The organism is Pedobacter foliorum (genome assembly GCF_013266735.1).
Lineage (GTDB): Bacteria > Bacteroidota > Bacteroidia > Sphingobacteriales > Sphingobacteriaceae > Pedobacter > Pedobacter foliorum.
The window spans coordinates 467,679-482,813 of record NZ_JABSNU010000002.1 but is presented as its reverse complement, the minus strand read 5'-3'; the positions used below and the strand labels follow the sequence as shown (position 1 = coordinate 482,813).

Here is a 15,135-nt window from a genome sequence, read left to right as displayed (position 1 = left end):
CATACGGTCTCCACTAGCTGGCGGTAAACCCGGTCGATTTATAGAAGTAACAAAAGGGAATAACTTTTGCATTCTAACATGCATCAGTTTAATTTACCTATCACTCTCCTATGTTTACAGACCAAATTTCAAACACGCAGAACGAACTATTAATCCATAAGTTATTTGATATTACAGCTAGGGATTTTCCAGAAACAACCGCAGTAATTTTTGGTGAAAAGTCAATTACATATTTTGAACTAAACAAAAGAGCAGAAAGTTTAGCGAATGTAATTCTAAACCAAACTAATGACCAGGAAATAATTGGAATAAGTGCAACTCGCTCTATAGAAATGATTATTGGGTTATTGGCAATTCTTAAAGCAGGAAAAGCCTATTTACCATTAGACCCAACCTATCCTGAGCATAGACTACTACAAATTAAAGAAGACTCAAAAGTAAGCACATGCATTTCATTATCAAATGAATATGACATATTCATTAAACTTGAGCTAGACGTTATTTCTTCTGACAAATCATACGCTGAAACACCTTTAAAACCCATTTTTTCGCAATCTGAAAATGGATGCATTCTTTACACATCAGGTTCTACAGGAAAGCCTAAAGGAGTATGTTTAGGACATAAAAGCCTTAGTAATTTTTTAAAATGGCAAAAAAACAATTCCCTTAATGGCGAAGGAGTTAAGGCATTACAATTTTGTCATCTGAGTTTTGATGCATCATTTCAAGAGATATTTGTTCCATTAACAACTGGCTCAACACTTTATCTTATCAATGATGATTACAGACTTGATGGAGCGAAATTATTAGATTTCATCATTTCAAACGATATCAATAAAGCCTTTTTGCCTTACGTTACCCTTCAATATTTAACAGAAGCAGCCGCAAAAGAACATATATTTCCGATCAGTTTAAAAGAGCTAATAACAGGTGGAGAACTACTTAAAATTACCCACACCATAAGAGAATTCTTTTCTTCAATTCCAAATTCCTGCCTGGTAAATGTTTATGGCCCAACCGAAACAACTATCTGGGTAACTGAATTAAGGCTCACTGGAAATCCGGAAAATTGGGAATCAATACCCACAATTGGGGCAACAATAGCACAGTCTTCAATTTATTTTATTGACGAAGAATTAACTTTTCTTGAGAATGGTAAAATAGGCGAAATCTGCATCTCAGGCCCTTGCTTATCAAATGGATATCTTCACCAACCTGAACTTACTGATGCGAAATTTATCGAACTAAGCCATTCAACCAAAGGTCAAATCAAAGTATATCGAACCGGGGATCTTGGTAAACTTTTAGAAAATGGTGAAATAGAGTTTGGAGGACGAAAAGATGGACAAGTTAAAATTAGAGGCAATCGGGTAGAACTGGGCGAAATTGAAGTTGCCTTGATGAAAGAAGAAGAAGTTAATCAGGCAATAGTGACATTAAGAGAAGACTATCCTGGCAGAAAAACGCTGATAGCCTATTTAACAGGAAATAAAGCTACAGGAGACAACAATAGGCTTAGACACAGCATAAGTAAGCTTCTTCCAGATTATATGATCCCATCGGGCTTTATTTGGCTCGAAGAACTTCCTAAAACAACAAGTGGTAAAATTGATAGGAAAGCATTGCCTAAACCAGATTTTAAAAGACCTGAACTAGATGTGCTCTACAAAAGCCCAGGAACCCAATTAGAAAAAGATATTGCCGCCTTATTTCTTGATATATTTCAATATGACAAGGTCGGTATTGAAGATAATTTTTTTGAACTAGGAGGAAACTCTCTTCTTGCTCAAAAAACAGTAGTTGAGTTAAAATATCAATTCAATTATCATTTACCCATAACCAAACTATACCAATACCCTACTGTTGCAGGCATCGCCGAATTTCTTGAAAACAAAACTACAGCGCAATATGTTTCCGCTAAAAAAGATAAAAACGCCACTAACTCTCAGGATGTAGCGATAATAGGAATGGCGGGTAGATTTCCAGGAGCTGAAACTATTAATGATTTATGGAGCTTACTCATAGAAGGCAGAGAAACAACTAAGTTTTTCACGGATGATGAACTAGACATCAGCATTCCTGATCGTTTAAAAAATGACAGTGCTTATGTTAAAGCCAGAGGAGTAATTAAAGATGCAGAAAAATTTGACCCTGCCTTTTTTGGAATTAACCCGAAGCTGGCAGATTTAATGGATCCGCAGCAAAGAATCTTTTTAGAGATCGCATGGGAGGTATTGGAAAAAACGGGGCATTTATTCCCTGTTTACCACAAAAAAATCGCCGTTTATGCAGGTAGCGGTAGCAGCACATACTACGTAAACAATTTGTTACAATATCCCGAATTAATTGAAAACATCGGCGGTATGCAGGTGCTTACAGTTAATGAAAAAGACTACATCGCCTCAAGAACTGCTTATCATTTAAACCTAAAAGGACAGGCTGTTAGTGTAAACTCTGCTTGCTCAACTTCATTACTTGCCGTAGCAGAAGCTGTTAATAGCTTGCGATCGGGACAATGCGACGCAGCCATAGCCGGCGCTTCAAGTATTAACACACCTATTAACAGCGGCCACATTTACCAAGAAGGAAGTATGTTGAGTGCCGATGGTCACTGCTGTCCTTTTGACAATGATGCTACCGGAACCGTATTTAGTGATGGCGCCGGCGTTGTTTTACTTAAAAGACTAGCGGATGCGGAGCAAGATGGCGATGTCATTTATGCGGTAATTAAAGGCATCGGGTTAAATAACGACGGATCAGAAAAGGGAAGTTTTACTGCCCCTAACGCTGATGGTCAGGCAAGTGCAATAGAAGAAGCAATAAATGACGCTGGAGTTGCAGCTTCAGAAATCACCTATATTGAAACACATGGTACCGGAACTCCTATTGGCGATCCAATTGAATTTGACGGATTGGTTGCAGCTTTCGGCCCTCAAGATAAAACTCAATTCTGCGCTATAGGTTCAATTAAAAGCAATTTTGGTCATTTAACACAAGCTGCAGGAGTAACCGGCTTAATTAAAACTTGTTTATCCTTATACCACAAAAAGCTCCCTGCATCGCTTGGATTTAAAAAAGGAAATAAAAACATCGACTTTATAAACAGCCCTTTTTATGTAAACACTAAACTGACTGACTGGAATTCTGACTCGAAAAGAGTTGCCGGTGTAAGCTCTTTTGGTGTTGGAGGAACAAATGTCCATGTAGTTATTCAAGAATACGAAAACCCTGTTCCATTATCAACACCAGGCAGACCATACAACCTTATTACTTGTTCTGCAAAATCAGAATACAGCAGGGAACAATATGCCTTATCAATAGCCGACCATCTAAATAAAAACAAGGATATTGACATTGCAGATATTGCCTACACGCTTCAAAAGTCAAGAAATGATTTCTCTTACAGGAGATTTGCCATTGCCAATACTAATGAATCACTAGTAAGTCTGCTTAGCTTGGAACGACCAAAAGAAGGCACAACTAATAATTTAAGGGAACTACCGCAAGAAGTCGTGTTTACATTTCCGGGTCAAGGCGCCCAGTATTTAAACATGGCCTCCGATCTATACAAAGACGAGCCTGTTTTTAAAGACTCTGTAGACCACTGTGCTGAGGTACTCAAACAACATATAAATCTGGATATTAGAGAAGTAATATTCACCAATTCACCTAATGATCAAGCGGAACAGTTACTAAAACAAACCAGATACACACAACCGGCATTATTTGTAATTGAATATGCACTTGCCAAATTATGGATGAATTGGGGCCTTACTCCTACTCTACTTTGCGGACATAGCATTGGAGAATACGTTGCTGCACACCTTTCTGGAGTATTTTCATTAGAAGATGGGTTAAAACTAATAGCAGTTAGAGGGGCAATGGTTAACGAACTTCCTGCCGGATCAATGCTATCAGTAAGAAGTGAAGTTGATTCAATAACCGCTATATTAAGTGAAGGACTATCAATTGCAGCAGTTAATAGCCCTAAACTTTGTGTGATAGCAGGACCAGAAACCCAAATTCTGAAGTTCAGCAAGCTTCTTGAGACTAAAGAAATACCTAACAAGCTACTCTTTACAAGTCATGCTTTTCATTCATCAATGATGGATCCAATAGTTGATGATTTCCAAAATGTAGTTTCCAAAGTTTCTCTTTCTGTACCTCAAATACCCATTATCTCAACAGTCACTGGTAAAATACTAACTGATGAAGAGGCAATAGCCCCTGAATATTGGGCCAGTCATTTAAGAAACACGGTACAGTTTTCTAAAGCCATAGATACCATACTTACCTACGACAACCCGGTTTTTCTGGAGGTTGGTCCTGGATCGGTAACTACGACACTTGTACGACAAATTGCAGCTCTGAAATCTACTTCTATAAAGGCGATGCAGAGCCTAGCAAATAATGAGAACGATTATTGTATAATACTAAACACATTAGGTCAACTTTGGAATAATGGCATACAACCAAATTGGGATAATTTTTACAAAAATCAGAAAAGATTGTTTAAAGATCTTCCAACTTATCAATTCGACAGAAAGAAACATTGGGTAAATGCTATTCCATTAAACAAAGTGACACCAAATAAAACCAATAACCAAAATACAAATAACCCTCTTGTAATGAAAAATAATAATCTAGCGGTAAAGATCAGACAAGTACTAGAAGATGCGTCTGGAATTGAAATGGAAAATGTTGGATCAAATCAAAATTTCCTTGAAATAGGATTAGATTCCTTATTGCTTACTCAGATAGCAATCTCCTTGAAAAGAGAATTTAATTTACCTATCACATTTAGAAAGCTAAATGAAGAATATTCAACTATCGAATTACTAACAGACTATATAGGTAAGAACACTATTCAGGAAACCCCAGTATCAGTACAAAATACCCCCCCAATTGCTAGTGAAAATCATCAACCAGTTATTGCTCCTGTTTCATTAGGAAATACTAATAGTTACAACGATTCAGCATTAGGATTAATAGCTCAGCAGCTAGAAATATTATCTAAGCAGGTTTTACTAATGAATGGGAACAATTCTCCTATTACTAATACTGTTACTAACCCGATTCCTGTAAAGTCAGCAAATCCTACGCAGGAACAAGAGCCGGACCTGACCCCTCAGGAAAAAACTGAAATTCAAAAACCATTTGGAGCAACCCCAAAAATAGACCGCCAATCGGCTGAACTGAGCAAAGATCAGTTGAGTTTTCTTGAGAAACTAACTAAAAGCTACAACGAGAAAACATTTAAAAGTAAAAAATATGCTGAGGAAAGCCGTACCTACATGGCCGACCCTAGAGTTGTTTCGGGTTTTAAACCCTTAACAAAAGAACTAATCTACCCTATTGTGATAAACAAATCAAGCGGTAGCAAACTTTGGGATATTGACGGTAATGAATACATAGATGTTTTAAATGGATTTGGCTCTAACTTACTTGGCTACCAACCTGAGGTTATCAAAAAAGCTATGCACGACCAAATTGAAAATGGATATGAGGTAGGTCCGCAACATGAACTTGCAGCAGAAGTTAGTAAACTAATATGTGAATTTACAGGATTCGACAGATCAGCTCTTTGCAGTACAGGATCTGAAGCAGTTCTGGGTTGTATTAGAATTGCCAGAACCGTTACCGGAAGGTCGTTAATTGTTGCCTTCACAGGATCATATCATGGTATTATTGATGAGGTATTGGTTAGAGGCACAAAGAAATTAAAATCATTCCCAGCAGCAGCAGGAATAATGCAGGATGCTGTTAAAAACATCCTTATACTAGATTACGGAACCGATGAAGCATTAGCAATAATCAAAGAGCGGGCTGATGAGATTGCAGCAGTAATTATTGAGCCAATACAAAGTAGACGCCCTGAATTTGTCCCTATTGATTTTGTTAAAGAAGTGAGAAAGATTACCTCTTCAAGTGGTTCTGCTTTAATATTCGATGAAGTAATTACAGGCTTTAGGATGCATCCGGGAGGTGCACAAGCTTTATTTAATGTCCGTGCCGACCTTGCTTCGTATGGTAAGGTTGTTGGAGCAGGTATTCCTATTGGTGTTATTGCCGGTAAAAAGGAATTCATGGATGCGCTTGACGGAGGAACATGGAATTATGGAGACAATTCATATCCTGAGGTTGGTGTAACTTACTTCGCAGGAACATTTGTTCGTCATCCTTTGGCTTTGGCTTCGGCAAAAGCATCTTTACTTTATATGAAAGAAAAGGGTCCAAAATTACAAATAGAGATAAATGAAAAAGGCAACTACATTGCTAAAACACTTAATCAGGAAATAGAAAAGCGACACCTTCCCTTCTTTGTTGCTAATTATGGGTCGCTATGGAAAGTTAAATTCCATGAAGAGATTCCTTACAGTGAATTGATGTTTACCCTAATGAGGGAAAAAGGCATCCATATACTTGATGGATTCCCATGCTTTGTAACTGAAGCCACATCATCAAGCGACATTGAGCAATTGATAAGCTTCTTTGTAAAAAGTATGGACGAAATGATTGCTGCAGGTTTCTTTTTAGATAATAGCACATCTGACATTATTTCAAATGACAATTCAATTGTAGTTAGTACAAGTAATCCTCCGGTACCAGGTGCAAAACTTGGAAAAGATCAACAAGGAAACCCCTCTTGGTTTATTGCAGATCCTAATCAACACGGAAAATTTCTTCAAATCCACATCAATTAGTCATGAAAAAAAATCAACGCCCTAACATAAACTTTATTGAGATTGACTTCAACCCATTTGAAGATTCTAACGAAATAGTAAAAACTGTTTTAATTAATGAAGCTCAAAGAGAACTATGGCTTTCATGTATTATAGGAGGTGAGCCTGCCAGTCTTGCTTATAATGAATCGGTATCTTTAGAATTAACAGGTCAATTTGATCTCGATTGCTTCCAAAAAGCATTACAGGAGGTGGTAAACAGACATGAAGCACTCAGATCTGTAATCAGTCCAAATGGTGAACATTTTATAATTTACAACAAAATATCTTTTGACTTTGGAATCGAGGACCTAACTAAATACAGCAGCGGTGAACAAGAAGAGATTTTAAACGCATTTGTTAAAAAAGAGGTTAACACTCCTTTTGATCTTGAAAAACCTCCACTTTTTAAATTTCATCTGCATAAATTAACCCCCGACAAACACTATTTCACGCTAGTTATTCATCATATCATAGCCGATGGATGGTCTATAGGCATCATATTGGAAGACTTAAGCAAGTACTACAATGGATACTTAAATGGGTTAACAGCAACTTTAGATTCACTTCATCAAATAAGTGATTATGCACTTGAAGAAGCTATTTTTACTAAAGGCGATTCATTTAAAAAAACTGAGAATTACTGGTTAAACTTATACAAAGAAGACATACCTCTTTTAGATTTGCCTACTGATTTCCCTAGGCCAATTCCTAGATCTTACGATGCAAATAGAATTGATCAACCTTTATCTGCTGAGCTAGTTAGCCAATTAAAATCAATTGGTGCAAAAGCAGGATGCAGCTTTGTAAATACATTATTAAGTGCATTTGAAATATTTTTGTCCTATAAAACTGGTAAAAAAGATGTTGTAATCGGCTTACCCTCTGCCGGTCAATCCGCTACCGAAATGTTCAATCTTGTTGGACATTGCGTAAACCTAATGCCTCTCAGAAGCACAGTAGATAAATCCATTTCCTTTAATGAATACTTAAGGAATAGAAAAACTGCGTTCTTTGATGCTTATGAACATCAACAAATCAGTTTTGGTCAGCTAATTAAAAAGTTGAACATAAAAAGAGATCCTTCAAGAATCCCTCTAATTCCAATTATGTTTAATATAGATATGGGAATGGATAGTGCTGTATCTTTCGATAATTTAACGCATAAATTAATTTCCAACCCGAGAGACTATGAAACTTTTGAGATCTTTTTAAACGCTACGGAATCTCAGGGGGCTTTTATTTTAGAGTGGACTTATAATACGCAGTTATTCAAAGCATCTTCAATAAAACTCAATCTGGAGGAGTTTGAAACCCTGTTGTCATCACTAGCTAGCACACCTGACAACACAATTGCACTATCTTTCCCACAAAAAGATAGCAGACAATTAACAACCAACATAGAAAATGATCTTGCTTTAACTTCCGATAAAACGCTTACTGCATTTATTGACGAGATCGCTAACAAATACGGGAATAAAGTTGCTATCAGCTTTAAAGATGCAACAATAGATTATAAATCGCTCATTGAAAAATCTAATCAACTTGCCTCTTTGTTGGCTGAGAAAGGCATTGGCATAGGCGATGTTGTTGGCTTATCAATTGATCGTTCTTTAGAAATGATTGTTAGCTTAATTGGTATTTTAAAATCAGGAGCTACTTATCTCCCTTTAGATCCTGAATACCCTATTGAAAGAGTTGAATTTATGCTTAACGACTCTTCCGCAAAAGTATTGCTGACTTCAACGGCCTATAAAGAACGTTACCAAACAGCAGCCAGAGAAATTGTGATTGAGGAGATATGGCCTTTATTGGGAAATTATAATAAAATCTCTCCTAAGCAACCAGATATTAATAGTCTTGCATATATTTTATATACATCAGGGTCTACAGGTAGGCCGAAAGGAGTAAAAATATCTCATCGCAATCTGATGAACTTTTTATCAAGCATGACAAATTCACCAGGAATTGATTTCAACGATCGTTTACTCGCGATTACAACAATTTCGTTCGACATCGCAGGCCTAGAACTTTATCTTCCACTTATATGCGGTGCAGAAGTAATTATAGCAGATTCTGAACAGGTTAAAGATGGTAGGTTGCTTTTAAACCTAATGCAAGAGAAGAGTATTACCATTATGCAGGCTACCCCCTCTTCCTGGCAAATGATCATTGATTCTGGCTGGAATCAGAAATATCAATTAAAAGTACTTACCGGGGGCGAGGCGCTACCTAAAGAACTCGCAACCCAACTTCTCGACCTATCTAGCCAGGTTTGGAATATGTATGGTCCAACAGAAACAACCATTTGGTCTTCAATTAAACAAGTTCAAAGCACTGATAAATTAATAACAATTGGAGCGCCTATTCGTCAAACCCAAATCTATATTTTAGACGAAAATCTTAATCAACTACCACCCCTTGAGGTTGGGGAAATATACATTGGTGGAGAAGGAGTTGCATCCGGCTACCTCAATAGACCTGAACTAACAAACGAGAAGTTTATTGCAGATCCTTTTTCTACAAAAACAGGAGCAAAACTTTACGGAACAGGTGATCTGGGAAAGTTACTTGAAAACGGAGAGTTCCAGTGCCTCGGAAGAATCGATCAGCAGGTTAAAATTCGTGGACATAGAATCGAACTGGGTGAAATAGAATCAAAAATATCATTGTTAGATGGCATAAAACAATCCGTAGTGGTTGCCAAAGAAGACTCTTTAACAGACAAACGCCTAATAGCTTACGTAGTTCTAAAAGAGGATTTAAGTGAAATCGATGATTTATCATGGAAAGAAAGATGGGATACGCTCTATAATATAGGTGCAGAAGCAAATAAGAATATTGATGTTTCAGAGCAAAATCTCGATGACACTCTTCTTGAACACTACCATAATAAATCTGAACTTGCCTTACAATCTGCCGAATGGCTACAGGCTTCAATTGATAGAATAAAAGAGCTCCCATATAAAAACATTTATGAAATAGGGAGTGGTGCTGGGCAATTACTATTTGAACTTGCACCGGAATCTGATCGCTACCTAGCAACTGATTATGCACAAACTGCCATCGATAAACTAAATGAAAAGCTTCAGGTTTCACCTAAATGGAAACATGTTAAAGCATATACCGCCTCCGCTGATGATTTTAGTTTTGTTGCAGGAACATCGTTTGATTTAGTTTTGATACATAGCGTTGCTCAGTATTTCCCAAATGCTGATTATTTAATTGATGTCCTTAAAAAATCTTGTGCGTCAGTTAATAATAAAGGCTGCATTTTTATTGGAGATATGCAGGGCAAAAGCTCGCTTGAAATGTATCATGCTACGGACCACCTTCCTCGCTCTTCAGATAATAGCACTATTGATCAATTCAAAAACACTATATTAAACAGGGTAAGAATAGATGACGAATTTGTAGCAGACCCTGCCTTCTTTTACAATTTACCTAAGCTAATTCCTGAAATAAAAGGAGTAAATATTCAACTTAGGAAAGGTCAGCTCATAAATGAAACTACTAAATATCATTACGATATCTGGTTGTATATAGGTGAATCACCTAAAGAAGTTGTTCCTCAAATCAACATTCTGTGGAATTCTGATATCTTAACATCAGAAATAAGAAATATTCTTAGTACCAATAGTGCAGGTGTTATTGAAATCAACAACATTTTAAATTCAAGAACATCAAAGGACTTTGCGTTACTTCAATTGATAAAAACTTCAGATTCCGAAGTACTTATGAAAGATATTAAATATGAAGTATCAAAAGCACCTGAGGGTATTGATCCAAATACTTTGTGGCAGTTGGGCGCTGAATTAAATTTCAGCACACATATTAGATGGAGTAAAGATGGAACGGACGGTTGTTTTGATGTAACTTTTATTTCTTTAGCCTATGAAAATGCAATTCCGGCAAATCCATATATCAACAAACCAATTTCTGATAGCATTTATGACTTCGCTAAAACTCCTTTTTCTAAAAAAGAGATAACGCTATCAGAAGAAACTATTGAAAAATGGAAAAAGAAACTGAGAGCAAACTTGCCAAAGTTCATGGTTCCTGAAGATTTTATTGCTTTAAAAAGTTTCCCTTTAACACCAAACGCAAAAATTGACAGGAATGCACTCCCTAAAGTAAACGGAAAAAAAATTAAGAAATCTGACGATGGAGTATTACCAATAACTAAAAATGAGCAGATTATTGCAAAAATATGGACCTCAGTACTTGGAATAGCCGACATTAAAAGTGATGATGATTTTTTTGAATTAGGAGGACATTCAATCCTAGCTGTAAAAGTTATGGTTTCTATCGAAAAAGAAATAGGCAAGCGTTTACCAATAGCAGTCTTGTTTGAGAATTCTACAGTTAAGGATTTGGCTAAAATGATTCCTTCGGCTGAGGATCCGAAAGAAAATGAACTCGGGTCTAAGAATGATTTATTACTCAGCTTGAAAAATTCAGGTCAAACAATTGTACCAACCACTGAAGCTCAAAAAGAAATTTGGTTAGCATGTGCACTTGGTGGTCAGGATGCAAACAGGGCATATAATTTGTCATTTTCTCAATATTTAAATGGTGAATTAAATGTAGATGCAATGAAATTCGCAGTTAGCGAATTTGTTAATCGTCATGAATCACTAAGGTCTACGTTTAATTATAATGGGACCGAAATGATCATTAATAATAATCAGCAAGCTTCATGGCGTACATTAGATATTTCGACCTACTCTACCGAAGAACAGAAGTCATACATCACCAATTTTTCTATTGAAAATGCCCGCATTATTTTCGACCTAACCAAAGATCACCTATTTAAAGCAGTACTGATCAAATTATCCGATAAACTTCATTATTTCACAATAACTGTACATCATATAGTATTTGATGGCTGGTCTTTTGGTATAGCCCAACATGAATTAAGTAACTTATATTCGAGCATAGTATCAGGTAAAAAATCTGATCTATCCCCTGCACCGCTATTTAGCGAATATGCAGTACAGATGAAAGATTATTATAAGGGAAATGAATATCGAAATATTGAACAATATTGGTTGAATCAACTAAAAGATGATTTACCAACTCTTGAACTTCCAATTGATTTTCCACGACCTATTACTAGAACATACGAAAGTAACCGAGAGGTGTTTAGTATAGATCATCAAGCTTATTCCGGACTAAAGAAAACTGCAATAAAAAACAATTGCAGTTTAGCTATAATTTTGAGGGCTGCAATCGAGATCCTTCTTTTTCGTTTAACAGGTCAAGATGACTTAATAACTGGACTTCCAATGGCCGGACAGTTAACACAAGATGAGAATCTAGTAGGACATTGTGCTAACGTATTACCCTTAAGAACAATAATTGATGAAAACATAAGTTTCAGTAAATATCTCATTAAGAGAAAGGGTGAAATTTTAGATGCTTACTCCCACCCTCAACTTACCTACGGGAGTTTATTAAAGAAATTAAATTTAGGAAGAGATCAATCTCACCCTCCTCTAGTATCAGTGGTAATGAACACAGACTATAGGGGCGATGATGAAACCTCTTTTTATAATTTAACAAGCAAATACAATCCCAACATTAAAGCTTATGAAAATTTCGAACTTGCTTTAGATTTTACTGAGTACAGTGACCATATGACTCTACGCTGGGATTATAACAAAGCCTTATTTAAACCAGAAACAATTTTCAAATTCCATAAGCAATTTGAAAATTTAGCTAATTCTATTGCCAATAACCCTGATACTATTCTTTATGATATCCCATTGGCAAGCGAACAAGTTTCTTTTAATAAACTCAAGACAGATAATAACAATTATTTCAGATACGACAAAAATCAAAAAGTCTATGAGTTGATTAGTGAAGCAGCGATAAAATTCCCCGATCGCACTGCGGTGAGTTTTGGAGTAACCAAATTATCGTACTCTGAATTAGAAGAAAAATCGAATCAATTTGCCAATCTTTTAATCAAGAATGGCTTGATGCCTAGAGATAAAGTTGGAGTTGCATTGGACCGCTCTGCAGAAATGATTATTGCTTTGTTAGCAATTATGAAAACTGGGGCTATTTATCTTCCATTTGACACCAACCATCCTAAAGAAAGGATAGCTTATATGCTAGATGACGCTGGTGCAAACTTCTTAATCACAGAACAAAAGTATGCAAAGCAATACTCAACTACTATTAGTGAAATCTACTTAAAATCGGCATTAAAAGATTTGAGTCAATATTCAACCGATAAACCAGGAGTAGTTGTTTCGGGGGATGATCTGATTTATATCTTGCATACGTCTGGATCAACAGGTAAACCTAAAGGAGTACAAATAAGACATCGAAATGTTGTTAATTTTTTACTCGGAATGCAACAAACACCAGGTATCAAAACTGAAGATGTATTATTGGCTATTACACCAATCTCATTTGATATGGCTGTATTACTCTACCTTCCATTAACTTGTGGTGCAGAAGTAGTTATAGCCGATCTCGAATCTTCTAAAGATGGTAGGCTTATCTACGATATTATAAAGAACAAGCAAATTACCTGGATGATTGCAACACCCTCAACTTGGAAAATGACTATTGCGGCCGGTTGGACACAAAAATTACAAATGCTAGCAATCAGCGCTGGGGAATCCTTATCGAAAGATTTAGCGGAAAAACTGATAACACGATGTTCCTCTGTATGGAATGGTTATGGTCCGACGGAAACAGCAGTAATGGTATTGATGAAAGAGATTACAGATCTTAACGAGCCAATTACACTAGGAAAGCCAATTATTAATACTCAAATTTATCTCCTTAATAAAAATGGACGTAGAGTTAATGAGGATTCGCAAGGCGAAATCTATATAGCTGGTGATAGTGTTGGTGCTGGTTATCATAACCTTCCGGATATGACTTCAAATCAATTCATTACAAATCCTTTTTCTTGTGATCCAGAAAACACAATGTATCGCACAGGAGATTTAGGTAAATTAATGCCTAATGGAGATATTCAATATCTGGGAAGAATAGATCAGCAAATAAAAATAAGGGGACATCGTATAGAACTCGAAGAAATTGAACAAACACTAATTCTTCATCCCAACGTTAAATCAGCGATAGTAAATCCTTTTGGCAACTCACCAGAGAATATGATGTTGGTTGCCTATATCATTCCTGAACAAAATCAAGAAAAATCAAATTCTCATCTTATCACTGAATGGGAAAGTTATCTCAAAAATCTTCTTCCGGATTATATGATTCCAAAAGAATATGTCTTTACTGATTCATACCCCCTTACAGAAAATGGAAAAATTGACCGTAAAAAACTTCCCAAACCTGAAATAATGAACATTGATAACTCATCTGAAAGCTATTTAGCACCACGAAATTCTACCGAAGAACTGGTCGCAAACATCTGGGCTAATGCTCTTGAAATTGATAAAATCAGTATCAAAAGCGACTTTTTCAAGTCTGGCGGACATTCATTAACAGCCGTTGACATTATGCTTCTTATTGAAAAAGAAACAGGTAAGCGACTACCTCTTTCCAGTTTATTTGAAAATCCCACTGTTGAAAAATTCGCTAAACTAATTAATGGGAATGAAAAAGATATTAAATGGAACTCTTTGGTAGAGATTAAGAAATCAGGTACAAGAACCCCTATATATATGATTCATGGAAGCGGACTCAATATACTCGTTTTCAATTCCTTGGCAAAACACATGGATAAAGATCAGCCACTATATGGAATGCAGGCACTCGGACTTAATGGCGACCAAAAATTACTGTATACGATGGAAGAACTCGCAGATTATTATAATGCAGAAATTCTTAATAATGACCCTGTAGGCCCTTATATACTTGCGGGTTATTCATTTGGTGGCGTTCTTGCTTACGAAATGGCAAGAAAACTCTTAAAAATGGGTAAAGAAATAAAAATGCTTGGAATAATGGACACTTATGTAGGCAGCAGAAGTTTAAATATGACCTCGGTAGGCAAATTATATAAAAAGACGCTCAGACAGTTTAATAAACTGCTCTTCTTTAGCAAACAATTCACCACCAACCCTACTGAGGTTTACAATTATCAATCTGTTGTAATTAAAGACAAAGTTCAAAACCTAATTGGAATGGAAGTAAAAGACGATAATGAAGCTTTCTCATACCATAAAGAAGTAAATAAAAGCTACGATATTGCATACGAAAACTATGTAATGGAACCATTAGATATTCAAGTTGATCTATTCAGGGTAAAAAAAAGAATCTATTTTCTTGATGACCCCGTATATTTGGGCTGGAATAAATTTGCAAAAAAAGGTGTAAATATCCATGAAGTTCCTGGAGATCACAAAACCTTCCTGTTCCCACCAAATGATAAAGAGTTTGCAGAAATCTTTGAAAATGCTTTAAAGAATAAATAGATTCA

Annotated in this window: 2 protein-coding genes; both read left to right on the top strand. The window is 36.1% G+C overall.

Annotation, left to right across the window (positions count from 1 at the left end):
* Positions 1 to 110: 110 nt before the first annotated feature.
* Positions 111 to 6,704, top strand: coding sequence for a polyketide synthase (locus HQN83_RS05820; RefSeq protein ID WP_173089388.1), 6,594 nt, complete (start codon positions 111 to 113; stop codon positions 6,702 to 6,704).
* 2 nt (positions 6,705 to 6,706) lie between these two features.
* Positions 6,707 to 15,130 carry a non-ribosomal peptide synthetase gene (locus HQN83_RS05815; RefSeq protein ID WP_173089387.1) on the top strand — a complete coding sequence of 2,808 codons (8,424 nt, stop codon included), beginning with the start codon at positions 6,707 to 6,709 and terminating at the stop codon, positions 15,128 to 15,130.
* Positions 15,131 to 15,135 lie beyond the last annotated feature (5 nt).